This window comes from Caulobacter sp. GW821-FHT12F03, from assembly GCF_058806855.1.
This window is the reverse complement of sequence record NZ_JBXAQC010000002.1, coordinates 527,349-551,777: the sequence shown is the minus strand read 5'-3', so window position 1 is coordinate 551,777 and position 24,429 is coordinate 527,349. Positions and strand designations below refer to the sequence as shown.

Genomic DNA, 24,429 nt, shown 5'->3' with positions numbered 1-24,429 from the left:
GTTCGAGTTCATGAGCGCCGTCCGCCTGTTCATCCTGGTGATCGCCGCAATCGCCGCCATCGCGCTGGCGTTTGTCGTGCGGGGCGCCTTTGCGCCTAAAAAGCCGGACGCAACGCCCGCCCAGGCGGCCGCGTCGGCGACGCCGGCCGTGACGCCGACCGTCAAGGTGCTGGTCGCCCAGCATGACCTGCCCGTCGGGACGCGCCTGACCGCCGCCGACCTGACCTGGCAGGACTGGCCCGCCGCCAACCTCAACGCCGCCTTCATCACCGACGGCGCCGCGCCGCAGGTCCAGCCGACCGGGGCCGCCGGCGCCGCGCGCAAGGCCGCCACCGCCGCGGGCGCCCTGCTCGGCGACTCGGCGATCCAGGCGATGGCCGGCTCGGTGGTGCGCGAGCCCATCCTGCAGGGCGAGCCGGTCATCGCCCGCAAGATCGTCAAGGCAGGCGAAGGCAACTACATGTCCGTCGTCCTGATGCCCGGCATGCGCGCCATGGCCGTGCCGGTCACCGTCGACACAGCCGCCGGCGGCTTCATCATGCCGGGCGACCGGGTCGATGTGGTGCTGAGCCGCGACGCCGGCGACAAGGGCGTCACCACCCAGACCGTCCTGCGCAACCTGCGCGTCCTGGCCATCGACCAGGCGGCCGAGGCGGCCAAGGACGCCAAGACCATCGTCGGCGCCGTGGCCACGCTCGAGGTGGCCGCCGCCGATACCGAAGTGCTCGCCGGCGCCCAGGCCGACGCCAAGAAGGGCGGATCCCTGGTGCTGGCCCTGCGCGCCTACACCGACGCCGGGGCGCCTGCCGGCAGCGGCGGAGGCGGTCCCAGCGGCCCCGGCCGCGTGGTCAGGGTCTTCCGGGCCGGTCAGTCCAGCGAAGTGACGGTGTCGCGATGAACAAGCTCCGCAGGCTGCGAACCGCCGCCCCCGCCCTGCTCGCCGCCGCCCTCGTCCAGACGGCGGCGCCGGCCGTTCTGGCCCAGGATGTGTCGGTGCAGTCCCAGACCCTCGCGGGCGGCGCCGGCCCGGCCACCGTGCGCATCGACCTGACCGGCGGCGGCGCGGCCCGCAACCTGGCCCTGCCGCGCGGCAAGTCGGCGGTCATCGACCTGCCGGTCGACGTGCGCGACATCCTGATCACCAATCCGGCCGTGGCCGACGCCGTGCTGCGCTCGCCGCGCCAGATCTATGTGCTGGGCATGACGTCCGGCCAGACCGACGCGATCCTGTTCGACGCCGCCGGCCGCCGCATCCTGTCGCTGAATATCCGGGTCGACGCCGACACCGGCGCCCTGGCCGACACCATCAACCGCGTCCTGCCCGGCTCCCGGGTGCAGGTCGAGCCGATCGGCGACGCGGTGATCCTGACCGGCATGGTCGCCAATGCCGGCGACGCCGACAAGGCGGCCCAGATCGCCCTGCGCTACGTGTCCAAGCCCGACCAGGTGCTGAACATGCTCAGCATCGCCGGCAAGGACCAGGTGATGCTCCGCGTGCGCGTCGTCGAGGTCCAGCGCAGCGTCATCAAGCAGCTGGGCGTCAATCTCAACGCCGTGCTGCAGCAGGGCAGCGGCAGCATCACCTTCGGCCAGACGGCCAACTTCAGCATCAACGGCTCGCTGCCGGGCGGCGTCACGGTCGGCGGCAGCTACACCGGCCCCAACAGCCCGGCCGACATCCTCAACGGCTCGATCCGCGCGTTCGAGCGGGTCGGCCTGGTGCGCACCCTGGCCGAGCCGAACCTGACGGCCGTGTCCGGCGAGGCCGCCAAGTTCCTCGCCGGCGGCGAATACCCGGTGCCGGTGAACCAGGACTCGAGCAACGGCTCGGTGACCGTCGAATACAAGCCGTTCGGCGTCGGCCTCGCCTTCACGCCGGTCGTGCTGTCGGGCGGTCGCATTTCGCTGAAGATCTCGACCGAGATTTCCGAGCTGACCACCCAGGGCGCCTTCACCCTCGGCAGCGCCACCTCCACCACCAGCCTGACCATTCCCGCCCTGACGGTGCGCCGGGCCGAGACCTCGATCGAGCTGCCGTCGGGCGGATCGATGATGATCGCCGGCCTGATCCAGCAGACCACCCGCGAGAACCTCGACGCCCTGCCCGGTGTGGGTTCGGTGCCGGTGATCGGGTCGCTGTTCCGCTCGCGCGACTTCCTCTCCGGCGACACCGAGATGGTGGTGATCGTCACGGCCTACATCGTCGACCCGAACAATCCGGGCGCCTTCCAGACACCGGCCGACGGCCTGCAGTTCGCCAGCGACGCGGACACCCTGCTGTTCGGCAAGCTGAACAAGACCGTCGGCGCGCCGCCCGGCGCCAACGCCGGGCGCGCCTACCAGGGCCCCATCGGCTACGTGATCGAGTAACCCCATGACGTCATCCCTCACCCGACTGACGCCCGTCCTCGCCGCCCTGGCCCTGTCGGCCTGCGCCTCCACCTCGACGCAGACGGCCGGGCCGCTCGCGCCGACGCCCCTCGATACCTGGTCGGCCCGGGTCCAGATCGTCGCCGAGCCGGAGGAAATCCGCCTCGCGCCGCACGACACGGGCCTGTCCGGGACCCAGGCCAGGGCGCTGGCCGAGTTTCACGCCCGCTGGACCCTCGCCGAAGGCGGGGTGATCACCGTCGCGGCGCCCACCGGCGCCCAGGGCGCCGGCGCCTATCGCGTCAGCGCCGACGCGCGCGCCTTTCTCCTCGCCCAGGGGGCCCGTCCGGAGATGGTCCGTCTGATCGGTTACGACGCGGGCCCCGCGGCCGACGCGCCGGTCATCGTCGGCTTCCAGCGCTACGCCGCCCTCACGCCCCGCTGCGGCGCATGGACCGCGGCGACCGCCACCGCGTCCAACCAGCCCTATGGCAACCTCGGCTGCGCGGTCACCGCCAACATCGCCGCCCAGGTGGCCAATCCGGGCGACCTCGCCGGGGCCCGGCCGATGGATCCGGCCGACACGGGCCGGCGCATGACGGTGCTGGGCAAGTACCGCGCCGGTGAGACGACCTCCACGGCCAAGGACGAGCAGGCGTCCGGCGCGGTTTCCAGGGCAGTGCAGTAGATGCCGACCGGACCCGCCGATCACGACCCGTTCGACCTGGGGTTCGACGCCGACGACGAGTTCGCCGCGTCGTCCGTCGATCCCTGGCGCGAGCCGGCGACGGGCGCGTCGCCCGGCGCGGATCCGTTCGCCGACTTCCCGCTGGCCCGTCAGGACGAGGATGATCCCTTCACCGACCGGCGGCCCATGGCCCAGGCGACGGCCGCGACCGACGCCGGCCGCCCGGCTGTCGGCTATGCGCCCGACCTGGCGTCGGTCGGCGACGGCGGCCTCGGCGACGTCAGCGTGCCGCGCATCTCGATCCACGTCTTCTGCGCCCGTCCGGACACGGCGGAACTGATCGAGCAGGCGGCCGCCGACCGGCGCATGTCGCGCGCGGCGACCACCGTCTTCCCGGGCGGCGTCCAGGCCGCGGTGGCCCAGTACCAGAACCAGCCGACGCCTTCGCTGGTGATCGTCGAAAGCCTCGATCCGGCGCCCGAACTGCTGGCCCAGCTGGATCTGCTGGCCGAGGTCTGCGATCCCGGCACCAAGGTCATGACCATCGGCTCGGCCAACGACATCGCCCTCTATCGCGAACTGATGCGCCGCGGGGTCAGCGAATATCTCGTCCCGCCCCTCAGCCCGCTGCAGGTCATCCGCTCGATCACCGGCCTCTACGCCGACCCGGCCGCGCCGTTCGTCGGCCGCCAGATCGCCGTGGTCGGCGCGCGCGGCGGGGTCGGCGCCTCGACGATCGCCCACAACCTCGCCTGGTCGCTGGCCGAACGGATGCAGGCCGGCACGGTGCTGGCCGACTTCGACCTGCCGTTCGGCACCGCCGGCCTGAACTTCAACCAGGACCCGCTGCAGGGCATCGCCGACGCGCTGGGTCAGCCCGACCGCCTCGACCCGGTGTTGATGGACCGGATGATGGCCCGCGTGACCGACCGGCTGTCGCTGTTCGCCGCTCCGGCCACGCTGGACCAGGATTTCGACATCCACCCCGACGCCTTTGAGGAGGTCGCCCAGAAGATCCGCGCCGCCGCGCCCTTCGTCGTGCTGGACCTGCCGCACGCCTGGAGCGGCTGGAAGCGCAAGATGCTGATCGGCTCCGACGATCTGGTGATCGTCGCCACGCCGGACCTGGCCTCGCTGCGCAACGCCAAGAACATGATCGACCTGGTCCGCCAGGCCCGTCCGAACGACGCTCCGCCGCGGCTGGTGCTCAACCAGGTCGGCGTGCCCGGACGGCCGGAGATTCCGGTCAAGGACTTCGGCGAAGCCCTCGGCATAGCTCCCTCGCTGGTGCTGCCGTTCGAGCCCAAGGCCTTCGGCCAGGCGGCCAACCACGGCCAGATGATCGGCGAGGTCGCGCCCAGGTCGAAGGCGGCGGAGGGCATCGACCAGCTCGCCCGCCTCGTCGCCCGCCGCGACCCGCCCCCCCAGCAGAAGTCGTCGCTCCTCGGCGGCCTGTTCAGAAAGAAGTAGGCCAGCGTGTTCGGCAAACGGTCCGATGGCAGTGTACCGCCCGAACGCAGGGCGCCTCCGCCCGCCTCCGAGGGCGCGCAGATCGCCACGCGTCCGCAGCCGGCCGCCGCGCCGGCGAAACCCGCCGCGCCCTCGCGGGCCCATGAGCCGCACAATCCCGCCACCGTCGCGCCCGGCCCGCAACGGACCAAGCCGAAGGAAATGAAGGGCCTGGACCAGCTGCGCTCGGCCCAGAGCCCGACCGCGCAGATCGTCCGTGAACAGAGCGACTATTACCACGCGACGAAGACGACGATCTTCAACGCCCTGCTCAACACCATCGACCTCAGCCAGCTGGCCCAGCTGGACCAGAAGTCGGCGGCGGAGGAGATCAAGGACATCGTCGCCGAGCTGGTGGCGATCAAGAACGTCCAGATGTCGGTCGCCGAGACCGAGCATCTCGTCCAGGACATCATCAACGACGTTCTGGGCTACGGGCCGCTCGAACCGCTGCTGTCGCGCGACGACATCGCCGACGTGATGGTCAACGGCGCCAACCGCGTGTTCATCGAAGTCGGCGGCAAGGTCCAGCTGACCAACGTGCGCTTCCGCGACAACGCCCAGCTGATGAACATCTGCCAGCGGATCGTCAGCCAGGTCGGCCGCCGCGTCGACGAGAGCTCGCCGATCTGCGACGCCCGCCTGCCGGACGGCTCGCGCGTCAACGTCATCGCGCCGCCGCTGGCGCTGGACGGCCCGACCCTGACAATCCGGAAGTTCAAGAAGGACAAGCTGACGATGAAGGACCTGGTGGACTTCAAGTCCATCAGTCCTGAAGGCGCGCGGGTCCTGGGCGTCATCGGCGCCTGCCGCTGCAATATCGTCATCTCGGGCGGCACGGGCTCGGGCAAGACCACCCTGCTCAACACCATGACCGCCTTCATCGACCCGACAGAGCGGGTCATCACCTGCGAGGACGCGGCTGAACTGCAGCTGCAGCAGCCGCACGTCGTGCGCCTGGAGACCCGGCCTCCGAACCTCGAGGGCCAGGGCATGATCACCATGCGCGACCTGGTGAAGAACTGCCTGCGGATGCGTCCCGAGCGGATCATCGTCGGCGAGGTCCGTGGCCCCGAAGCCTTCGACCTGCTGCAGGCGATGAACACCGGCCACGACGGCTCGATGGGCACGCTGCACGCCAACAGCCCCCGCGAAGCCATCAGCCGGATGGAGTCGATGATCACCATGGGCGGCTACGGCCTGCCCTCGAAGACCATCCGCGAGATGATCACCGGCTCGGTCGACGTGATCATCCAGGCCGCCCGCCTGCGCGACGGCAGCCGGCGCATCACCCACATCACCGAGGTCGTCGGCCTGGAAGGCGACGTGATCGTCACCCAGGACCTGTTCGTCTACGAAATGACCGGCGAGGACGACAATGGCCGGGTGCTGGGCAAGTTCCGCTCGACCGGCATCGCCCGTCCGCGCTTCTGGGACCGCGCCCGCTACTACGGGCTTGAGCGCGAGCTGGCCGAAGCCCTCGACGCGGCGGAGTAGGCCGCGATGATGATCCTCGTCGCCGTTCTGGCCTTCGTGACCATCGCCGGACTGGGCTTCGTGTTCGCCGGCGGCGACAGCGGCAACAGCCGCGCCGCCAAACGGGCCCACTCCCTGGTCAGCGGCGGCCCGGCCGCCAGCCGGGTGCGCAACGCCAGGGCAGTGGCCAATTCGCCGGAAGCCCGCCGAAAGGCGATCCTCAAGACGCTCAAGGACCAGGACCGGCAACAGAAGAAGGCCACCCTGTCGGTCGCCGCGCGGCTGCAGCAGGCCGGGCTGACCTTCAGCGAGAAGCAGTTCTGGATCGCCAGCGCCGTGTTCGGCCTGGTCATCGGCGCCATCTCCCTGCCGTTCGGCAAGTCGCCGCTGATCGCGCTCGGGCTCGCCTTCGCCGCGGGCATGGGCCTGCCGCGCTGGATCGTCGGTTTCCTCGCCAAGGCCCGGATGAAGAAGTTCACCGAGGCCTTCTCCGACGCCATCGACATCATCGTGCGCGGCATCAAGTCCGGCCTGCCGGTACACGACTGCCTGAAGATCATCGGCAAGGAATGCCCCGAGCCCCTCGCCGGCGAGTTCCGCCGCCTGGTCGAGAACGTCGGCATGGGCATGGCGATGGATCAGTCGCTGGAGAAGATGTACGAGCGCATGCCGACCAACGAGCTGCGCTTCTTCGCCATCGTGCTGGCGATCCAGCAGAAGACCGGCGGCAACCTCGCCGAGGCCCTGAACAACCTGTCGGTCGTGCTGCGCGGCCGCAAGCTTATGCGCGAGAAGATCAAGGCGCTGTCGTCGGAAGCCATCGCATCCTCGTTCATCATCGGCAGCCTGCCGCCGGGCGTGGTGACGATGATCTCGGTGACCTCGCCCAAGTACATGGCGCCGCTGTTCACCGACCCGCGCGGGCACCTGATCCTGATGGGCGCGGTGCTGTGGATGAGTCTGGGCATCTTCGTGATGCGCAAGATGATCAACTTCAAGTTCTGAGGGCGGACCGATGGATCTCGTCCAGCTCCTCACCGATCCCGACAACGTCCTGACCGCGTTCGTGGCGATCGTGGCCTTCGCCACCATCATCACCCTGATCCGGCCGATGTTGTTCACCTCCAGCCTGGAGAGCCGGCTGAAGTCGGTGTCCAACCGCCGCGAGGAGCTGCGCCGCCGCTCCCGCGAGGAGATGGCCAAGCGCGCCTCGGGAAGCAGCCTGCGCCAGACCGACGAGGGGCTGTACAAGAAGGTCGTCGACCGGCTGCAGCTGTCGCGGCTGCTGGAAGACCCCAAGGTCGCCGAGAAGATGGCCCAGGCCGGCTTCCGCGGGCCCCGGCCGATCACCACCTTCTACTTCTTCCGCTTCGTCATGCCGTTCGTGTTCGCCATGGTCGCGGGCTTCTACCTGTTCGTGGTCAACGACTTCGGCCTGCCGACCATGAGCCGCTTCACCATCTGCGTGGCGGCCCTGCTGCTCGGCTACTACGCGCCCAACGTCTACATCAGCAACGTCGCCCAGAAGCGCCGCGAGTCGATCGTCGCGGCCTTCCCCGACTCGCTCGACCTGCTGCTGATCTGCGTCGAGAGCGGCATGTCGATCGAGGCGGCGATCCAGAAGGTCAGCCAGGAAATCGGCGGCACTTCCATCGAACTGGCCGAGGAACTGACCCTGGTCAGCGCCGAGCTCAGCTACCTGCCCGAACGTCGCCAGGCCTACGAGGGTCTGGCCAAGCGGACCAACCACCCGGGCATCAAGGCGGTGGCCACGGCGATGATCCAGGCCGAGCGCTACGGCACGCCGCTCGGCGCCGCCCTGCGGGTGATGTCGAAGGAGAACCGCGAACTGCGCCTGTCGGCGGCCGAAAAGACCGCCGCCGCCCTGCCGGCCAAGCTGACCGTGCCGATGATCCTGTTCTTCCTGCCGGTGCTGTTCATGATGATCCTCGGCCCGGCGATCATCACCGTGCAGGACACCCTGGCGAAACAGCACTCGGGCGGCTAGCGGTCGCTTCCCCCTCCGTCATCCTCGGGACAAGCCCGACGATGACGGCGTTTTGGAGCGCCGGCTGACGCCGAATTGCTACTCGCTCAACGCGCCGGCCAGCACGGCCTCGGCATAGGCGCAGTGCATGGCGATGCCGCGCGCCATGACCTGTTCGTCCAGGGTCATCCTGTTCGAGTGCAGCGCGCAGCAGCTGCGGTAGTCGCCGCCGACCCCGGTGGGGGCCGCGCCGAGGAAGGCCATCAGGCCGGGAACCTTCTGCAGCACGTAGGAGAAGTCCTCCGCGCCCATCATGGGGTTGGGCATGGTCATCCAGGCGCCGTCGCCATAGAGGGCCTTGGCCGTGGCCTCGGCCAGGTCGACCTCCGGGCCGCTGCAGACGGTCACCGGGAAGCCGCGCTCGATGTCGACCTCGGCGACGCAGCCGTGGGCGCGGGCGATGTTCTCCGCCACCTTGCGGATGCCGTCATGGGCCGCCTCGCGCGTGCGCTCCGACAGGGTCCGCAGGGTGCCGCGCAGGGAGGCGAACTCGGGGATGATATTGTAGGTCGTGCCCGCCTCGATGTGGGCGATGGTGATCACCGCCGGGTCGAACACCGAAAGGGTCCGGGTGACCATGGTCTGCAGCGCGGTGACGATCTCGCAGGCGACCGGGATCGGGTCGACGGCGTCGTGCGGCATCGAGGCGTGGCCGCCGGCGCCGATCACCTTGATGCGCAGGAAGTCGGACGAGGCCATCAGCGTGCCCCGGCGGCCGGCGAACACCCCGGTCGGCATGTTGGGCGAGATGTGCAGGGCGAAGGCGGCGTCGGGCAGCGGGTTGATCAGGCCGTCATCGAGCATGAAGCGGGCCCCGTGATGGCCCTCCTCGCCCGGCTGGAACATGAACATCACCGTCCCCGCCAGCTGGTCCTTCTTCGCGCACAGGGCCCGCGCCGCGCCGGCCAGCATGGCCACATGGGTGTCGTGGCCGCAGGCGTGCATCGCCCCGGCCGTGCCCGACGAGAAGTCCAGTCCCGTGTCCTCGGTCAGCGGCAGGGCGTCCATGTCGCCGCGCAGCAGCACGGTGCGGCCGTTCGGCGAGCCGTGCAGGATGGCCAGCACCCCGGTGGTCGACGGCCCCTGGCGGATTTCCAGCGGCAGCCCTTCCAGCGCCTTGAGCACCTTCTCGGTGGTCTTCGGCAGATGCAGGCCCAGCTCCGGTTCGCGGTGGATCGCGCGACGCAGTTCGATGGCGTCATGCAGCAGGGCGTCGCCGGCGGCGGTCCATCCCTCGCGATCAATGGTCAGGGCGTTCATAAATCGACTCCGGATGTGATCTGGACCAACGTCGCCCTTTTTCGCGCATCGGTCTAGGAGAGGCGCATGAGCACCGTGACCTTCGCCGACATTGCCGCCGCCGCCGGACGCCTCGAAGGCCTGGCCGTGAAGACGCCGCTGATCGAGAGCCCGGCGCTCAACGCCCGCCTGGGCGCCCGGGTGCTGCTGAAGCCCGAGACGCTGCAGCACGCCGGCGCCTTCAAGTTCCGCGGTGCGATGAACAAGATCTCGCAGCTGTCGCCCGAGGAACGGGCCCGCGGCGTCGTCGCCTGCTCGTCCGGCAACCATGCCCAGGGCGTGGCGCTGGTGGCGCGGATGCTGGGCGCGCCGGCGGTGATCGTCATGCCCGTCGACGCCCCGGCGATGAAGGTGGCCAACACCCGCGGCTACGGCGCCGAGGTGATCCACTACGATCGCTACAGCGAGGACCGCGACGCGATCACCCGCGAGATCTCGGCGACGCGCGGCATGACCATCGTCTGGCCGTTCGACGACGCGGACATCGTCGCCGGCCAGGGCACGGTCGGACTGGAGCTGGTCGGGCAGGCGACGGACCTCGGCGCGCGCCTGGATGTCGTTCTGACCCCGGTCGGCGGCGGCGGTCTGGCGGCCGGCGTGTCGACGGCGGTGAAGCATCTGTCGCCGGGCGCGCAGGTCTATGGCGTCGAACCGTCCGCCTTCGACGACACGGCCCGCTCGATGGTCAGCGGCCATCGCGAGAAGATCGACCCGGCGGCCCGCTCGATCTGCGACGCCCTGCAGACGCCGTCCCCCGGCGAGATCACCTTCGCCATCAACCGCGACAGTCTCGACGGCGTGCTGACGGTCAACGACGCCCAGGTGGCCGAGGCCATCCGCTACGCCTACACCACCCTCAAGCTGGTCGTGGAGCCGGGCGGGATCGTCGGGCTGGCGGCCCTTCTCGCCGGCGAACTCGACGTGTCCGGCCAGACGGTCGGCGTCGTCCTGTCCGGCGGCAACATCGACCCGGCCCTGTTCAGCAGGATCCTGGCGGGAGACCTCTGATGATCGCCGGATTTGTCCCGCCCCAGACGCCGCTGCTGGTGCTCCTGCGCTCGGCGCTCGACCATAACCTGGCCACCATGCAGAGCCGCTGCGACAAGGCCGGTGTGCGGCTTCGCGCGCACGGCAAGACGCACAAGTGCTCGACGCTGGGGCGGCTGCAGGTCGCCGGCGGGGCTGTCGGCCTGTGCGCCCAGAGCGTCGGCGAGGCCGAGGCGTTCGTCGCCGGCGGTATCCGCGACGTGCTCGTCACCGCGCCGCATCCGGACTGGGGGTCGGCGCGGCTGGCCGAGCTGGCGAAGCGTGGCGCGCGTGTCGGCGCGACCGTCGACGATGAGCGGCAGATCGCCCGCCTGGGCGCGGCGGCGCGGGCGGCGGGGGTGACCCTCGACTGCGTCATCGACATCGACCCCGGCACCCATCGCACCGGCGCCCATCCTTCAAAGGTGGTGGCGCTGGCGGCGCTGGCGGCGGCGACCGAGGGCCTGACCTACGCGGGCGTCCAGGCCTATGCCGGCCACCTGCAGCACATGGACGACATCGGCGCCCGCCGGGCGGCCGACGACGCGGTCACGGCCAGCCTCGCGGGCGTCGTCGAGCAGCTGCGTCAGGCGAACCTGGCCCCGGGCGTCGTCACCGGCGGCGGCACGGGCACCCACGCCTGGGACCTCGACTCCGGCGTGTTCACCGAGATCCAGGCCGGCTCCTACGCGGTGATGGACGTCGAGTACGAGACCTGCGGCGGCCCCGAGGGCGGCTGGCCGTTCCAGCAGGCGCTGTTCGTCGTCGCCGCCGTCGTCTCGACCAACCACAAGAGCCACGTCACCATCGACGCGGGCTTCAAGGCCTTCTCCAGCGACGGCCCGCCCGCGCGGATCGCCGCCGGCGCCGCCGACGGCTCGCTGTGGCGACCGATGGGCGACGAGCACGGCATGATCATCCATCCGTCGGGCCTGCCGGCGCTGAAGAGCGGCGACTTCATCGGCGCCGTCGACGCGCTCGACGCCGACCCGGCCGCGCCCTGGCCGGACGACGCGCCGAAGCCGGGCGGCTTCGTCTGGCTGCAGCCCGGCCACTGCGACCCGACCATCAACCTCTACGACGCCCTGCACGTGGTCTCCGACGACGGCGCGATCGAGCGCTGGGCGATCGATGCGCGACGCTCGAGCCGGGCCGGGGTCCGGTCCCGCGCCGGAGAAGAATGATCAGGGGCTTGCGCTCTCCCGGGGTCAGCCGTGCAGTCTCCCGGAAAATCAGGGAGCGAACGCGATGAACGACATGGATTTCACCGGCAAGCGGGTGCTGGTCGTCGGCGGCACCAGTGGCATCGGCAACGGCATCGCCCATGCGTTCCGCGAACGGGGCGCGAAGGTCGCGGTCTGGGGGACGCGTGACGCGTCGGACTACCGCGTCGAGGACGGGTCGGACCTCGCCGGTCTGACCTTCGCCCGCATCGACGCCTCCGACAGCGACGCGGTGGCCGCCTCGGCCTCGCCGTTCGATGGCCTGGATGTGCTGGTGCTGGCCCAGGGCACGGTGCTCTACCGCAAGGGCGAGTTCGAGATGGACGGCTTCCGCAAGGTGGTCTCGGTCAACCTCGACAGCATGATGGCCTGCGCCATGCGGTTCCTCGCCGACCTCAAGGCCTCCGGCGGCAACATCATCACCGTCAGCTCGACCTCGGCCTATCACGCGACGCGCGGCAACCCGGCCTACAACGCCTCCAAGGCCGGCGTCGTGGCCCTGACCCGCACGCTCGGGCAGGCCTGGGCGACCGACGGCGTGCGCGTCAACGGCGTGGCCCCGGGCCTGGTCGACACCAAGCTGACCAAGGTGACCACCGAGCATCCGGACCGGCTGGCCGGCGCCCTGCGCGGCATTCCCATGCACCGGCTGGGCACCCCCGCCGACATGGCCGGGGCGGCGCTTTTCCTCGCCTCGCCGCTGGCCAGCTACATCACCGGCCAGACGATTATCGTGGACGGTGGTCTGACCCTCTGAATCAGCGGTTTGCGGTGAGCGATTTCGGGCGATAGGGTCCGGACCGCAAAATCCTCGCCACCAAGAGCGCTGTTTCATGAAAAAGCTTCTGCTTGCCGCCCTCGTCGCCGCGATGCCGCTGGCGGCCTTCGCGGCCGACCCCGTGGTCAATCCGGCCCATCTGGCCACCGACATCAAGGTGCTGGCCTCCGACGCCTTCGAAGGTCGCGGCCCGGCGACGCCCGGTGAAGCCAAGGCGGTCGGCTGGATCATCGGCCAGATGATCGCGGCGGGCCTGCAGCCCGGCGGCGACCTGAAGGACGGCAAGCGCGCCTGGACCCAGGACGTGCCGCTCGGCCGGTTCGAGATGAAGGGTCCGGTGACCTCGAGCTTCTCCGTCGGCGGACAGCAGATCGCCCTGAACCAGGGCGAGCAGATCGCCATCCGCGCCAGCCTGACCAACGTCGACAGCGTGAACCTGGCCAACGCCCCGGTGGTGTTCGCCGGCTACGGCGTCGACGCGCCCGAGCGGAAGTGGAACGACTTCGCCGGCATGGACGTGAAGGGCAAGATCGTCATCGTCCTGATCAACGACCCGGACTTCGAGTCCGGCAAGGGCGACTTCGGCGGCAAGGCCATGACCTACTACGGCCGCTGGACCTACAAGTACGAGCAGGCCGCGCGCCTCGGCGCCGCCGGCCTGATCATCGTCCATGAGACCGGCCCCGCCTCCTACGGCTGGGCCACGGTGAAGAACTCCAACACCAATGTGATGTTCGACATCGTCCGGACCGAGCCGACGAAGAGCCATCCGCCGCTGGAAGCCTGGATGCAGCGCGACGTCGCCGTCGACCTGTTCCACCGCGCCGGCCTCGACTTCGACGCGCTGAAAAAGAAAGCCGCCAAGCGCGGCTTCAAGGCCGTCGAGCTGCCGGGCGTGACCTTCTCGGCCAGCTACAACGTCGATCACCAGGTGATCGTCTCGAAGAACGTCGTCGGCGTGCTGCCCGGCAAGACTCGCCCGGACGAGCGGCTGTTCTTCACCGCCCACTGGGACCACCTGGGCGTCGGCCAGCCTGACGCGAAGGGCGACACGATCTACAACGGCGCCGTGGACAACGCGACGGGCATCGCCGCCCTGCTGGAGCTGGGCCGGATGTACGCCCAGGCCCCGCGCACCGACCGCTCGATCGTGTTCCTCGCCGTCACCGCCGAGGAAAAGGGCCTGCTGGGCTCGGAATACTACGCCGCCAACCCGCTCTACCCGCTGGCGACGACGGTGGCCGACCTGAACATGGACGCGCTCAGCCCGACCGGCCCGGCGCGCGACTTCACCACCTCCGGCGACGGCAAGGTCAGCCTGCAGGACGACCTGGTCGCCGCGCTCAAGGCGCACGGCCGGACCTTCACCCCCGACCCCGCCCCGGAAGCCGGCCACTTCTTCCGCTCGGACCATTTCCCGTTCGCCAAGCGCGGCGTACCGGCCATCTCGATCGGCTCGGGCGAGGACCTGGTCAACGGCGGCGTCGCGGCCGGCAAGGCGGCCGGCGAGGCCTATGTGAAGGACCAGTACCATCAGCCGGCGGACGAATGGTCGGACGACTGGGACCTGACCGGCATGACCACCGACATCAATCTGCTCTACGGCCTGGGCCTCGACCTCGCCAACTCCACCCGCTGGCCGGAGTGGCAGGCGGGCTCGGAGTTCAAGGCCGTCCGCGACGCCACGGCGGCCCAGCGCAACTAGCGCCGGGGCCGGCAAGGCCATGACCGTCAGCGTCTTCGACCTGTTCAAGCCCGGCATCGGGCCGTCCAGTTCGCACACCATGGGCCCGATGAGCGCCGCCGTGCGCTTCGTCGGGCTGCTGCGGGCGGCCGCCCTGCCGGCGCCGGTCACGCGGGTGGAGGTCAAGCTCTACGCCAGCCTCGCCCTGACCGGTCGCGGGCACGCCACGGACACGGCGGTGATGCTGGGGCTGATGGGCTTCGTGCCCGCGACGCTCGATCCCGACGCCGGCGAAGCCGCGCTGGCGGCCCTGCGCGCCGAGCAATGGATGGTGCTCGGCGGCGATGGCCCGGGCATCGCCTTCGATCCGGCGACGGACATCGTCTGGGCCGGCCGCGAGCGCCTGCCGCAGCATCCCAACGCCCTGACCCTGACCGCCTTCGCCGGCGACGCGGTGCTGCTGTCGCGGTCGTATTTCTCGATCGGCGGCGGCTTCGTGCGCGACGAGGACGAGATCCTGCGCAACACCGGCGACGAGGAGGGGCCGCCCGTGCCCTATCCCTACGAGTCGGGCGCCGAACTGCTGGCCATGACGGCCGAGGGCGGCGTGACCATCGCCGAGGCGATGATGGCCAACGAGCGGGTGCGCCGGTCCGAGGCCGAGGTCATCGAAGGCCTCGATGCGATCTTCGCGGCCATGGAGGCCTGCATCGACCGCGGCATGCGCCTCGGCGGGACCCTGCCGGGCGGCCTGAACGTCAAGCGCCGGGCGCAACAGGTGCACCAGGCGATCATGGCCAAGGTCGAGAAGCAGATCAGCGACCCGCTGGCGGCGATGGACTTCGTCAACCTCTGGGCCCTGGCGGTCAACGAGGAGAACGCCGCCGGCGGCCGGGTGGTCACGGCGCCGACCAACGGCGCGGCCGGGCTGATCCCGGCGGTGCTGCGGTTCTACAACCGCTTCTACCAGGGCACGCCCGAGGGCCGCCGCACCTTCCTGCTGACCGCCGCCGCCATCGGCGCCCTGTACAAGAAGAACGCCTCGATCAGCGGGGCCGAGGTCGGCTGCCAGGGCGAGGTCGGCGTCGCCTGCTCGATGGCGGCCGCCGGCCTGTGCGCGGCGCTCGGCGGGACCAACAGCCAGATCGAGAACGCCGCCGAGATCGGCATGGAGCACAACCTCGGCCTCACCTGCGACCCGATCGGCGGCCTGGTGCAGATCCCCTGCATCGAACGCAACGCCATGGGCGCGATCAAGGCCATCGACGCCGCCCGCCTGGCCCTGCTGGGGGATGGGGAGCACTCGGTCTCGCTCGACAAGGTCATCGCCACGATGAAACGCACCGGCGAGGACATGAACGAGATCTACAAGGAAACCTCGCTCGGCGGCCTGGCCGTGGGGCTGGCGGTGAACCGGGTGGAGTGCTGACGGTGCGTGGTCCGAGACGCGATCCTGAGGGATCGCTCCTCACCATGACGCCATTTGTGCGCCCCACCCAGGTTCGTCATCCTGAGGCGCCCGCGCTGCGGGCGTCTCGAAGGACACAGGATCGATGAGCAGCTCCTCCCAAATCCGCATCGGCGTCGGCGGCTGGACGTTCGAGCCCTGGCGGGGCGTGTTCTATCCGGACACGCTCAAGCAGAAGGACGAGCTCGGCTACATGAGCCGGCAGCTGCGGGCGATCGAGATCAACGGCACCTACTATTCCACCTTCAGGCCCGACAGCTGGCGCAAGTGGCGGGACGAGACGCCCGACGGCTTCGTGTTCACAGTCAAGGGCAGCCGCTTCACCACCAACCGCAAGGTGCTGGCCGAGGCCGGCGAGAGTCTCGGCAAGTTCTTCGACCAGGGCATCAGCGAGCTGGGCGACAAGCTGGGGCCGGTGTTCTGGCAGTTCGCCAACTCCAAGAAGTTCGACCCCGACGACTTCGGCGCCTTCCTCGAGCTGCTGCCCAAGTCGGTCGACGGCGTGCCGCTGCGCCACGCGGTCGAGGTGCGGCACGACAGCTTCTGCACGCCCGAATTCCCGGCCCTGCTGCGCAAGCACAACATCGCCAACGTCTACGCCGACCACGCCACCTATCCCGAGATCGCCGACGTGACGGCCGACTTCGTCTACGCCCGGCTGCAGACCGGCTCGGACGACATCGACACGGCCTACGCGCCGAAGGACCTCGACAAATGGGCCGGCCGGCTGAAGACCTGGGCCAACGGCGGCGAGCCGGAGGATCTGCCCAAGGTCGACCCCGGCTTTCTCCCGCTCGCCAAACCGCGCGACGTGTTCGCCTTCATCATCCACGAGGGCAAGGTGCGGGCGCCGCACGGGGCCGTGGCGTTGCAGAAGCGGGTGGATCGGTAACCTCCCTCTCCCGGAGGGAGAGGTGGCCCGGCGGAGCCGGGTCGGAGAGGGAAGAACAGCTGTCCGACGGGGAGCGCTGAACTGGTCCCGCACCTGCGCCTCCCTCTCCACCATGCTCCGCATGGTCCCCCTCTCCCTCCGGGAGAGGATAGAAGGATAGAGTCCGAAAACCGCGAGACTCGGCCCCTTCGCCGCGCGACTATCCCGGCATGGATCTGACCCCTGACGCCTGTTACCGCGCCATCGAGACGCGCGACGCCCGGTTCGACGGGCGGCTGTTCATCGGCGTGACCAGCACGGGCATCTACTGCCGGCCGGTCTGTCCGGCGCGGACGCCCAAGCGCGAGAACTGCACCTTCCACCGCAGCGCGGCCGCCGCCGAGGAGGCCGGATTCCGCGCCTGCCTGCGTTGCCGGCCGGAAACCTCGCCGGACCTCGGGGCCTGGCTCGGCACCTCGGCGACGGTGCGACGGGCCCTGACGCTGATCGAGGGCGGGGCGCTCGATGACGGCGACGTCGAGGCCCTGGCCGGACGGCTCGGCGTCGGCGACCGGCAGCTGCGGCGGCTGTTCAAGGAGCACCTCGGCGCCTCGCCCGTCGGGGTGGCCCAGACCCGCCGGGTGCTGCTGGCCAAGCAGCTGATCCACGAGACCGACCTGCCGATGGGGGAGGTGGCGCTGGCCGCCGGCTTCGGCAGCGTGCGGCGGTTCAACGAGACCTTCCAGCGGCTGTACAACCGCCCGCCGCTGGCCCTGCGCCGACGCGGCGCGCGGGCGTCGGACGGCGAGTCCGTCAAGCTGCACCTGCGCTACAAGCCGCCCTACGACTGGGACGGCCTGCTCGACTTCCTGCGCCTGCGGGCCATTCCCGGCGTCGAGACGGTGGTCGGCGACACCTATTCCCGCACCATCACGGTGGGCGAGGACGCCGGGACCCTGTCGGTCAGCCACGCCGGCGACAACCGGCTGGCGGTGGAAATCCGCTTTCCGAAACTGACCGCCCTGCCGACGATCCTTGCGCGGGTGCGGCGGGTGTTCGACCTGTCGGCGGACCCGCTGCAGATCGGCGAGCATCTGAGCGTCGACCCGGCGCTGGCGGCGATGGTCGCGGCGCGGCCGGGGCTGCGGGTGCCGGGGGCCTGGGACGGCTTCGAGCTGGCCGTGCGGGCGATCCTCGGCCAGCAGATCTCCGTGCCGGCGGCGGTGAAACTGGCCGGGCGGCTGGCGGCCGAGTACGGCGACCCGCTGGCCGAGGGCTGGGCCCGGCCCGGCCTGACCCTGACCTTCCCGCGCGCCGCGCGGATGGCCGGGGAAGACATCGCGGGCCTCGGCCTGATGCCCGGCGCCCGGGCGCGGGCCATCGCTTCGATCGCCGCGGCGGTGCACGCCGACCCGGCGCTGTTCGGGCCGCAGGCGAGTCTCGAAGAAGCGGTGCTCAAGCTCCGCGCGTTGCCCGGCATCGGCGAATGGACGGCGCAGTACATCGCCATGCGCCAGCTGCGCGAGCCGGACGCCTTCCCCGCCGCCGACATCGGCCTGATGCGGGCGCTGGAGGTCGAGGGCGTGCGCCCCACGCCGGCGGAGCTGCTGGCGCGGGCCGAGCAGTGGCGGCCGTGGCGGGCCTATGCGGCCCTCCACCTTTGGGCCTCCGACACCGTCGTGCTGAAGGCGATCGCCGATGCCAGGCGCGCGGCCTGAGCGCCTGATCCGCAGCCGGCTGGAAACGCCGGTGGCGACGCTGCAGATCGTCGTCGATCCGGACGACGTCGTGCGGGTGCTCGATTTCGATACCGACAGCCCGCGCACCCGCCGGCTGATGACGATCCACTACGGCGACGTGCCGGTGATCGAGGGCGACACGCCCCCGGCTGTTCGCGCGGCGCTGGAGCGCTATTTCGCCGGCGACATGGCGGCCCTGGCCGCCATCCCGTATCGCGTCGCCGGCACGGACTTCCAGAGACAGGTCTGGCAGGCGCTGACTGAAATCCCCGCCGGGGAGACCCGCACCTACAGCCAGCAGGCCGCCCGCATCGGGCGCCCGAAGGCCGTGCGGGCCGTGGGCCTCGCCAACGGCGCCAACCCGGTGGGGATCATCATCCCCTGCCACCGCGTGATCGGCGCCAACGGATCGCTGACCGGCTTCGGCGGCGGGATCGAGCGCAAGCGTTGGCTGCTGGCGCATGAAGCAGACAATGCTCCCCACCCTTGTGGGGAGCTGTCACGCGGAGCGTGACTGAGGGGAGTCGGCGCACGGACTCCCCTCCACCACGCTCCGCGTGGTCCCCCTCCCCAGCGAAGCTGGGGAGGATCGATGACCCCTTGCTCCCGCCAGTCTGCTGCCATCATGCTGTCAGCAGACCCCGGTTAGACCCCCGCCATGAGACGCGCCGACCGCCTGTTCCAGATCATCCAGATCCTGCGCCGCGGGCGCGGGCCGGTGACGGCCGACGCCATGGCCGAGGAGCTGGAGACCTCCAAACGGACCATCTATCGCGACATCGCCGACCTCATGAGCCAGCGGGTGCCGATCCGCGGCGAGGCGGGCGTCGGCTATGTGCTGGAGGGCGGCTTCGACCTGCCGCCGTTGATGCTGACGGCCGACGAGATCGAGGCGGCGGTGCTCGGCGCCCAGTGGGTCGCCAGCCGCGGCGATCCGGCCCTCTCGCGGGCGGCGCTGGACCTGGTGGCCAAGATCAGCGCGGCGGTGCCCGAGCGGCTGCGGCCGCTGATCCTCGACCCCAGCACCCGCTCGACGCCGAGCAACTGGCACCGCCCGGACGGGCTCGACATGGCGCGGGTTCGGGCCTCGATCCACGCGGGACTGAAGCTGCACCTGCATTACAGGGACGAGCAGGAGCGGGAGACCCGGCGGACCATCTGGCCGGTCGCCGTCGGCTACATGGACGCCGTGCGGCTGCTGATCGGCTGGTGCGAGCTTCGGCAGGACTTCCGCAGCTTCCGCACCGACCGGGTGGTCGACGCGGCCTTCCTCGACGAGCGCTACCCGGAACGGCCGACGATCCTGAGGGCGAAGTGGCGCAAGACTCTCGGCGGCCCCAGGGCGGCGTGAAAGTCCAACATCCGGAACACGCCGGGATGAGAATGGCCCCTTGGCCTTGATGGAATGATGCGCTCCGATCGCCGGACCTGGTCAAGGACGACCCCTGCGGGGTCGCCGCTGCGCGGCCGCGAAGCGGTCCTTGAGCAGGACCGCCGACGGAGCAACGCTGGCCTTCAAGAGATCGGCGCGAAACTGCCCCGCGGGCAGACGATTGTCGCTATCGCCAATCCATCGCCGCGGCGATGACCGAGCCGTCGCGCAGGGCGCGGCCGAGCGGCGCGCCATCGACTGTGCAGACGGCGACCACCTGGCGGTCGGCGTCGAGTTCGGTCCGGCACTCCGCCATTTTCGCGAAGGCCGCGGCCATCATCACGCTCTTGGGGTCGGCCTCGTCACGGTTCGACACGCGGCGGAACGCCGACGGAACGGGCGCGTCGGCCAGCCGCAGGCGGATCCATTCGTCGGGCGCATAGCCGAGCGCCACGCAGATGGTCTCACCGTCGATGACGTGCAGGACCGGACCGCGAATCTGCACGCCGGCGACCGGGCGGGGGCCGCTGCAGGGCTCCGCCGGGGCGGCCGTCGCCGGACCGGCGGCGGCGCACAGGGACAGGCCCGCGGCGAAGAGAGCCGATCCGATCCAGGTCTGAAGGTGATGCGCCATGAGACCTAAATCTCCGGTCGGCGCGAAAGTTCCCTCAGGCGAAGACGGCGGCGATGTCGGCGTCGGTCATCAGGCGGAATTCACCGGGTGGCAGATCATCCGGCAGGGTCAGGCCGCCGACGCTCTCGCGATGCAGGGCGGTGACGTGGTTGCCCATCGCCGCGAACATCCGCCGGACCTGGTGGTAGCGGCCCTCGTTCAGCGTCAGCAGCGCCTCGGTCGGCGACAGCGTCTCCATGACCGCCGGCAGCAGGGGCTTGGTCTCGCCGTCGAGCATCAGTCCGCCCTCGGCGAAGGTCGCTTGCTCGTCGCCACGCAGGGGCCGGTCGAGCGTCACCCGGTAGCGCTTGGCCACATGGCTTTTCGGCGAGATGACCCGGTGCAGCAGGGCGCCGTCGTCGGTCATCAGCAGCAGGCCCGACGTCTCCTTGTCCAGCCGGCCGATGGTCGAGATGGCCGGCTCGCGCATCCGCCAGCGCGTCGGCAGCAGATCATAGACCAGCGGGCCGGCTTCCTTGTGCGAACAGGTCGTCCCCAACGGCTTGTGCAGCATCAGGGCGATGCCCGGCGGCGGGTCGATCGGCTTGCCGTCGAGCTTCAGCCGGTCGGGCAGGTCGCGGCTGACCGGCACATGCTTGTCGGCGTCGCGGAACGGCTCGCCATCGAAGGTGATCCGGCCGTTCTTCGCCAGCGCCTGCATCTCGCGCCGCGAGCCGTAGCCGAGGTTGGCCAGCAGCCGGTCGAGCCGCAGGGTCGGCGTCTTGCTCACCGACGGGCCTCGAAGATCTTGTAGCCGCCGGTGTCGACGCGCGGCGTGACCACCTTGAACACCTCGGCCAGCACCCGCTCGTAGGGCAGGTGGCGGTTGGCCACCAGCCACAGGGTCCCGCTGCGCCGCAAGGCGCCCGCGGCCTGGCGGATGAAGGTCTGGCCCAGCTGCTTGTCCTCGGTCCCGCCGTCATGGAACGGCGGGTTCATCACCACGAAGTCGAGGCTGCCCGGCTCGATGCCGGCGCCGCGGACGTCGGTCCAGGCGAAGCTGGCGCGCGGGTCCTCGATGTTGCGGCGGGCGGCCTCGATGGCCCGGCGGTCGAGGTCGACGAGCAGCAGGCTCTCGACCTTCGGCGCGGCCAGCACGGCCCTGGCCAGCACCCCGACGCCGCAGCCAAAGTCGGCGCCCTTGCCCGCCATGGGCGGCAGGGTCTTCGCCAGCAGGGCGCTGCCCGGATCGATGCGGTCCCAGCTGAACACGCCGGGCTGGGTCCAGCCGTCGACGGCCTCGACGAAGCGCGGCGCGCCCTCGGCGATGGCGGCGTCGAGCCCCTGCGGCGCCTCCGGCTTGCGCACGACACAGATTCGGTGGTGCCGGCGGGAGTCCTCGTTGACGAGGCAGCCGAAGGCTTCCAGCTCCTTCTTCAGCCGCGAGCCGCCCTTGTCCTTCGGCGCGGCGATGGTCAGCCGGCCGCCGGGGGCCAGGGCCTTGAGGCCCAGCGCCACGACGTAGCGTCGCTCCACCGTGCCCGGCGGGGCGAGCAGGGTCAGGCTGTCGAGCGCGCCCTCGGTCAGGTCCTCGAGTTTTCCCGCGCCGGGAACCAGCGGCGAGAACTGCGTGGCGCCGGCGGGCGCTTCGGCCACCTCGCGCGGCGGGGCGCCATAGACGCCATGAAGTTCGGAATGTTCGGTCACGGCGTCCCTATAGCGGGCCGATCAGCCGATGGCGACGATCTCGACCGATTGGCCCGCCACGATGGCCTCGTCGCCGAGCCGCTTGCCGAGCAGCGCCTGACCGAGCGGCGAAATCCACGACACGCTGCCCTTCGCCGGATCGGCCTCGTCCTCGCCGACGATGCGCCAGGTCTGTTGACGGCCGTCCTCGCGTTCGATGGTCACCGCCTCGCCGAAGCGCACGGTCCCATCCGGCGCGCCGGGCTCGACCAGCTGGGCGTTGGACCGACGCGCGGACCAGTAGCGCAGGTCGCGGGTGGCCCGGGCCATGGCGGTGCGGTCGGCGCTGACATCGCCACCGGACTTGGCCGCGGCCATGGCGGCGCGCGCCTCGGCCAGGGCGGCCTCGATCAGGGCCAGGCCTTCCGGCGTGACCATGTTGGGATGGGGCGACACTGGCCGGTCCGGCAGGTTGGCCGCGACCGACTCGTAGTCCTCTTCCTTGGTGAAGGCGACGCTCATGCTCCTAACCTAGGCGCTTGACCGACCTTCCGTAAGGCGGACCCTTCTGCCGCAAACAGGGAGAACCGCCATGACCTTCAAACCCGACGACCTGATGTATCGCCCCGGCCTGATGGACGGCGAGCGGATCCTGATCACCGGCGGCGGTACGGGGCTGGGCAAGGTGATGGCCGAGGCCTGCCTGATGCTCGGCGCGACGGTCTATATCTGCGGCCGGCGCGGCAATGTGCTGGACGAAACCGCGAAGGAACTGATGGCGGCCCACGGCGGCAAGGTCGTCGGCATCCCCTGCGACATCCGCGTGCCCGAGGCGATCAAGGACATGATCGACACCATCTGGGCCGACGGCGGGGCGCTGACCGGGCTGGTCAACAACGCCGCCGGGAACTTCATCAGCCGCACCGAGGACCTGTCGCCGCGCGGCTTCGACGCCATCGCCAACATCGTCTTCCGCGGCTCGTTCTTCGTGACGCTGGAATGCGGCAAGCGTTGGATCGCCGAAGGCAGGAAGGCCTCGGTCATCTCGATCCTGACCACCTGGGTGTGGAACGGCGGCCCGTTCACGGTGCCCAGCGCCATGTCCAAGGCCGCGCTGAACGTCATGACCCAGTCGCTGGCCGTGGAGTGGGGCCCCAAGGGTATCCGCTTCAACGCCATCGCGCCCGGCCCCTTCCCGACCGAGGGCATGAGCGCCCGGCTGAACCCCGGCCAGCAGCAGAACGCCTATGAGGACATGCGCGGCAATCCGATGGGACGGGTCGGCGACATGGCCGAACTGGCCAACCTGGCCGTCTATCTGCTGGCGCGGGGTTCGGAGTATGTGAACGGCCAGACCATCGCCATCGACGGCGGCCAGTACAACGCCAGCGGCGGCAACTTCTCGCGGCTCAGCGACTGGGGCGACGAGCAGTGGCAGGCCGTGAAGGACATGATCAAGTCGACCAACGACAAGGACCGGGCCCAGCGCACGGTGTGAGACCCCGATGAGCCCGCCCCGCGAACGCCTGACGGTCCGCCTCCTGCTGGTCTCCCCGGCGGGCCGTCTGCTGCTCATGCGCTTCGAGGACCCCGCCAACAGCGGCGGGGGCTGGTGCACCATCGGCGGCGGGGTCGACGACGGCGAGACGCTGGAAGAGGCCGCCTGGCGCGAGCTGCGCGAGGAGACGGGCCTGACCGAGATGGCGCTGGGGCCGAAGGTCTGGCTGCGCGAACTCGACCTGATCGTCGAGGGCGAGCCGCGCCGGCTGCTGGAGCACTATTTCCTCGCCCATGCGCCGCACGAGGACATCGTCGATCACCACTGGACCGAACTTGAGCGACAGGTGGTGACCGCGATGCGGTGGTGGGATCCGGCCGAAATCGCCACCAGCGAAGAGGTCATCTTTCCCGCCGATCTGCCCCACCGGCTGGCGTCCATCCTGGCCGGAGACCTGCCGGACACGCCGGTGATGCTGAACGCCTAGAGCCCGTCCAGGCTGACCAGCTTGCCCTTGCTCCACTGGATCGCGCCGGCGGTGGTGGCCGGATACTGCGTGGCCCTGCCGCCGTTCGAATAGGTCCCGGTCCGGAACAGCAGCTGCTCCTTCTTGCGGCGCGGAATGATCGAGGCCGGGCTCTTCCAGTTCATGAACTGCGTCCCGGCGAGGGTCTTGTTGCCGGCGTTGATGGACGCGGTCAGCGAGGCCGTCGCGATCCGGCCGGTGTTGTAGTGGAACGAGACCAGGGCATCGAATTCGTGCTGGTCCAGTGGGACGTGGATCGCGGCGTTGACGGCGGCGACATAGGCCTTCACGTCGTGCGTGAAGAGATCGAACGCCGCCTCGAGGGTCAGCGCCGGAACGGGGTGGGTCGGGTCGGGCGGGCCGGCCGCGGCCGTATGGCCGATGCCGATGGTCCAGACGCCCACGGAATCCAGATAGCGCGTCAGCACCACGGCCTCGTGCCCGACCAGTTCCTTCGCGCCCGCGCTCGACAGGGTCATCGCCGCCATTATCGCCCCCTTTGCTCAACCTTGCAGGGAGTTGGCGACAATCACGGCTTTTTGGCAAGATTTATGGT

At 70.3% G+C, this 24,429-nt stretch carries 24 protein-coding genes; 18 read left to right on the top strand and 6 right to left on the bottom strand.

The features are described from left to right. The first annotated feature begins 10 nt into the window (after window positions 1-10). Genes cpaB through AC1RN0_RS08110 form a run of 7 tightly spaced genes read left to right on the top strand, consistent with a single transcriptional unit; the run spans window position 11 to window position 8,051 of the window. Window positions 11-898, top strand: a complete 888-nt coding sequence (gene cpaB / locus AC1RN0_RS08140; RefSeq protein ID WP_492786924.1) for a Flp pilus assembly protein CpaB — start codon at window positions 11-13, stop codon at window positions 896-898. Next, the gene (locus AC1RN0_RS08135) at window positions 895-2,370 is read left to right on the top strand and encodes a type II and III secretion system protein family protein (protein WP_492786923.1); all 1,476 of its coding nucleotides are present in this window, start codon (window positions 895-897) and stop codon (window positions 2,368-2,370) included. The genes cpaB and AC1RN0_RS08135 overlap by 4 nt, the downstream gene beginning before the upstream one ends. 4 nt (window positions 2,371-2,374) lie before the next feature. Then, on the top strand, window positions 2,375-3,058 hold the full coding sequence (locus AC1RN0_RS08130; protein WP_492786922.1) for a CpaD family pilus assembly protein: 684 nt from the start codon (window positions 2,375-2,377) through the stop codon (window positions 3,056-3,058). Continuing rightward, window positions 3,059-4,528 (top strand): CpaE/TadZ family protein, encoded by a 1,470-nt coding sequence (locus AC1RN0_RS08125; protein ID WP_492786921.1) that lies wholly within the window; start codon window positions 3,059-3,061, stop codon window positions 4,526-4,528. It abuts the gene before it with no gap. 6 nt (window positions 4,529-4,534) lie between these two features. Continuing rightward, window positions 4,535-6,064: a TadA family conjugal transfer-associated ATPase gene (locus AC1RN0_RS08120; protein ID WP_492786920.1), complete on the top strand. Its 1,530-nt coding sequence runs from the start codon at window positions 4,535-4,537 to the stop codon at window positions 6,062-6,064. 6 nt (window positions 6,065-6,070) lie between these two features. After that, on the top strand, window positions 6,071-7,048 hold the full coding sequence (locus AC1RN0_RS08115; protein ID WP_492786919.1) for a type II secretion system F family protein: 978 nt from the start codon (window positions 6,071-6,073) through the stop codon (window positions 7,046-7,048). 10 nt (window positions 7,049-7,058) lie between these two features. Beyond that, the gene (locus AC1RN0_RS08110) at window positions 7,059-8,051 is read left to right on the top strand and encodes a type II secretion system F family protein (RefSeq protein ID WP_492786918.1); all 993 of its coding nucleotides are present in this window, start codon (window positions 7,059-7,061) and stop codon (window positions 8,049-8,051) included. Between the two features lie 78 nt (window positions 8,052-8,129). On the opposite strand, the gene AC1RN0_RS08105 is transcribed toward AC1RN0_RS08110, so the two are convergent. Continuing rightward, a complete protein-coding gene (locus tag AC1RN0_RS08105; RefSeq protein ID WP_492786917.1) occupies window positions 8,130-9,350 on the bottom strand; it encodes a M20 metallopeptidase family protein in 1,221 nt (406 codons plus the stop codon). Between the two features lie 66 nt (window positions 9,351-9,416). Between AC1RN0_RS08105 and AC1RN0_RS08100 the strand changes: the two genes are divergently transcribed. From AC1RN0_RS08100 to AC1RN0_RS08060, 9 genes are all read left to right on the top strand, one after another. Next, a complete protein-coding gene (locus AC1RN0_RS08100; RefSeq protein ID WP_492786916.1) occupies window positions 9,417-10,397 on the top strand; it encodes a threonine ammonia-lyase in 981 nt (326 codons plus the stop codon). Next, on the top strand, window positions 10,397-11,599 hold the full coding sequence (locus AC1RN0_RS08095) for an alanine racemase (RefSeq protein WP_492786915.1): 1,203 nt from the start codon (window positions 10,397-10,399) through the stop codon (window positions 11,597-11,599). Before AC1RN0_RS08100 ends, AC1RN0_RS08095 begins: the two co-directional genes overlap by 1 nt. Before the next feature lie 64 nt (window positions 11,600-11,663). After that, a complete protein-coding gene (locus AC1RN0_RS08090) occupies window positions 11,664-12,395 on the top strand; it encodes an SDR family NAD(P)-dependent oxidoreductase (protein WP_492786914.1) in 732 nt (243 codons plus the stop codon). A 76-nt stretch (window positions 12,396-12,471) separates the two neighbouring features. Then, complete coding sequence (locus AC1RN0_RS08085; RefSeq protein WP_492786913.1) at window positions 12,472-14,121, top strand: M28 family metallopeptidase; 1,650 nt, start codon at window positions 12,472-12,474, stop codon at window positions 14,119-14,121. Window positions 14,122-14,140: 19 nt separating this feature from the next. Continuing rightward, window positions 14,141-15,529: an L-serine ammonia-lyase gene (locus AC1RN0_RS08080; RefSeq protein ID WP_492786912.1), complete on the top strand. Its 1,389-nt coding sequence runs from the start codon at window positions 14,141-14,143 to the stop codon at window positions 15,527-15,529. Window positions 15,530-15,653: 124 nt separating this feature from the next. Further along, the gene (locus AC1RN0_RS08075; RefSeq protein ID WP_492786911.1) at window positions 15,654-16,460 is read left to right on the top strand and encodes a DUF72 domain-containing protein; all 807 of its coding nucleotides are present in this window, start codon (window positions 15,654-15,656) and stop codon (window positions 16,458-16,460) included. A 209-nt stretch (window positions 16,461-16,669) separates the two neighbouring features. Next, window positions 16,670-18,157, top strand: a complete 1,488-nt coding sequence (locus tag AC1RN0_RS08070; RefSeq protein WP_492786910.1) for an AlkA N-terminal domain-containing protein — start codon at window positions 16,670-16,672, stop codon at window positions 18,155-18,157. Then, window positions 18,138-18,692 (top strand): methylated-DNA--[protein]-cysteine S-methyltransferase, encoded by a 555-nt coding sequence (locus AC1RN0_RS08065; protein ID WP_492786909.1) that lies wholly within the window; start codon window positions 18,138-18,140, stop codon window positions 18,690-18,692. The genes AC1RN0_RS08070 and AC1RN0_RS08065 overlap by 20 nt, the downstream gene beginning before the upstream one ends. A 144-nt stretch (window positions 18,693-18,836) precedes the next feature. Further along, window positions 18,837-19,529 (top strand): helix-turn-helix transcriptional regulator, encoded by a 693-nt coding sequence (locus tag AC1RN0_RS08060; protein WP_492786908.1) that lies wholly within the window; start codon window positions 18,837-18,839, stop codon window positions 19,527-19,529. A 208-nt stretch (window positions 19,530-19,737) separates the two neighbouring features. On the opposite strand, the gene AC1RN0_RS08055 is transcribed toward AC1RN0_RS08060, so the two are convergent. Genes AC1RN0_RS08055 through greA form a run of 4 tightly spaced genes read right to left on the bottom strand, consistent with a single transcriptional unit; the run spans window position 19,738 to window position 22,371 of the window. Further along, window positions 19,738-20,184 carry a hypothetical protein gene (locus AC1RN0_RS08055; RefSeq protein WP_492786907.1) on the bottom strand — a complete coding sequence of 149 codons (447 nt, stop codon included), beginning with the start codon at window positions 20,182-20,184 and terminating at the stop codon, window positions 19,738-19,740. A 34-nt stretch (window positions 20,185-20,218) separates the two neighbouring features. Continuing rightward, window positions 20,219-20,953, bottom strand: a complete 735-nt coding sequence (locus tag AC1RN0_RS08050; protein WP_492786906.1) for a pseudouridine synthase — start codon at window positions 20,951-20,953, stop codon at window positions 20,219-20,221. After that, window positions 20,950-21,870: a class I SAM-dependent methyltransferase gene (locus AC1RN0_RS08045; RefSeq protein WP_492786905.1), complete on the bottom strand. Its 921-nt coding sequence runs from the start codon at window positions 21,868-21,870 to the stop codon at window positions 20,950-20,952. Before AC1RN0_RS08045 ends, AC1RN0_RS08050 begins: the two co-directional genes overlap by 4 nt. 21 nt (window positions 21,871-21,891) lie before the next feature. Beyond that, a complete protein-coding gene (gene greA / locus AC1RN0_RS08040; protein WP_492786904.1) occupies window positions 21,892-22,371 on the bottom strand; it encodes a transcription elongation factor GreA in 480 nt (159 codons plus the stop codon). A 70-nt stretch (window positions 22,372-22,441) separates the two neighbouring features. Here greA and AC1RN0_RS08035 point away from each other — a divergent pair, with 70 nt between their 5' ends. Together AC1RN0_RS08035 and AC1RN0_RS08030 are read left to right on the top strand one after the other, a co-directional pair. Beyond that, window positions 22,442-23,347 carry an SDR family oxidoreductase gene (locus AC1RN0_RS08035; protein WP_492786903.1) on the top strand — a complete coding sequence of 302 codons (906 nt, stop codon included), beginning with the start codon at window positions 22,442-22,444 and terminating at the stop codon, window positions 23,345-23,347. A gap of 7 nt (window positions 23,348-23,354) precedes the next feature. Next, window positions 23,355-23,834: an NUDIX hydrolase gene (locus AC1RN0_RS08030; RefSeq protein ID WP_492786902.1), complete on the top strand. Its 480-nt coding sequence runs from the start codon at window positions 23,355-23,357 to the stop codon at window positions 23,832-23,834. Here the strand turns inward: AC1RN0_RS08030 and AC1RN0_RS08025 are convergent. After that, window positions 23,831-24,361: a lysozyme gene (locus AC1RN0_RS08025; RefSeq protein WP_492786901.1), complete on the bottom strand. Its 531-nt coding sequence runs from the start codon at window positions 24,359-24,361 to the stop codon at window positions 23,831-23,833. The genes AC1RN0_RS08030 and AC1RN0_RS08025 overlap by 4 nt on opposite strands. Between the last annotated feature and the right edge of the window lie 68 nt (window positions 24,362-24,429).

Excerpts from the sequence above, each read along its gene's own strand:
- AC1RN0_RS08100 (WP_492786916.1), top strand. The coding sequence starts at position 9,417 with ATGAGCACCGTGACCTTCGCCGACATTGCCGCCGCCGCCGGACGCCTC.
- AC1RN0_RS08110 (WP_492786918.1), top strand. The coding sequence starts at position 7,059 with ATGGATCTCGTCCAGCTCCTCACCGATCCCGACAACGTCCTGACCGCG.
- AC1RN0_RS08065 (WP_492786909.1), top strand. The coding sequence starts at position 18,138 with ATGCCAGGCGCGCGGCCTGAGCGCCTGATCCGCAGCCGGCTGGAAACG.
- AC1RN0_RS08105 (WP_492786917.1), bottom strand. The coding sequence starts at position 9,350 with ATGAACGCCCTGACCATTGATCGCGAGGGATGGACCGCCGCCGGCGAC.
- AC1RN0_RS08055 (WP_492786907.1), bottom strand. The coding sequence starts at position 20,184 with ATGGCGCATCACCTTCAGACCTGGATCGGATCGGCTCTCTTCGCCGCG.
- greA (WP_492786904.1), bottom strand. The coding sequence starts at position 22,371 with ATGAGCGTCGCCTTCACCAAGGAAGAGGACTACGAGTCGGTCGCGGCC.
- AC1RN0_RS08070 (WP_492786910.1), top strand. The coding sequence starts at position 16,670 with ATGGATCTGACCCCTGACGCCTGTTACCGCGCCATCGAGACGCGCGAC.
- AC1RN0_RS08060 (WP_492786908.1), top strand. The coding sequence starts at position 18,837 with ATGAGACGCGCCGACCGCCTGTTCCAGATCATCCAGATCCTGCGCCGC.
- AC1RN0_RS08095 (WP_492786915.1), top strand. The coding sequence starts at position 10,397 with ATGATCGCCGGATTTGTCCCGCCCCAGACGCCGCTGCTGGTGCTCCTG.
- AC1RN0_RS08075 (WP_492786911.1), top strand. The coding sequence starts at position 15,654 with ATGAGCAGCTCCTCCCAAATCCGCATCGGCGTCGGCGGCTGGACGTTC.
- AC1RN0_RS08090 (WP_492786914.1), top strand. The coding sequence starts at position 11,664 with ATGAACGACATGGATTTCACCGGCAAGCGGGTGCTGGTCGTCGGCGGC.
- AC1RN0_RS08080 (WP_492786912.1), top strand. The coding sequence starts at position 14,141 with ATGACCGTCAGCGTCTTCGACCTGTTCAAGCCCGGCATCGGGCCGTCC.
- cpaB (WP_492786924.1), top strand. The coding sequence starts at position 11 with ATGAGCGCCGTCCGCCTGTTCATCCTGGTGATCGCCGCAATCGCCGCC.
- AC1RN0_RS08130 (WP_492786922.1), top strand. The coding sequence starts at position 2,375 with ATGACGTCATCCCTCACCCGACTGACGCCCGTCCTCGCCGCCCTGGCC.
- AC1RN0_RS08115 (WP_492786919.1), top strand. The coding sequence starts at position 6,071 with ATGATGATCCTCGTCGCCGTTCTGGCCTTCGTGACCATCGCCGGACTG.
- AC1RN0_RS08025 (WP_492786901.1), bottom strand. The coding sequence starts at position 24,361 with ATGGCGGCGATGACCCTGTCGAGCGCGGGCGCGAAGGAACTGGTCGGG.
- AC1RN0_RS08030 (WP_492786902.1), top strand. The coding sequence starts at position 23,355 with ATGAGCCCGCCCCGCGAACGCCTGACGGTCCGCCTCCTGCTGGTCTCC.
- AC1RN0_RS08035 (WP_492786903.1), top strand. The coding sequence starts at position 22,442 with ATGACCTTCAAACCCGACGACCTGATGTATCGCCCCGGCCTGATGGAC.
- AC1RN0_RS08135 (WP_492786923.1), top strand. The coding sequence starts at position 895 with ATGAACAAGCTCCGCAGGCTGCGAACCGCCGCCCCCGCCCTGCTCGCC.
- AC1RN0_RS08125 (WP_492786921.1), top strand. The coding sequence starts at position 3,059 with ATGCCGACCGGACCCGCCGATCACGACCCGTTCGACCTGGGGTTCGAC.
- AC1RN0_RS08085 (WP_492786913.1), top strand. The coding sequence starts at position 12,472 with ATGAAAAAGCTTCTGCTTGCCGCCCTCGTCGCCGCGATGCCGCTGGCG.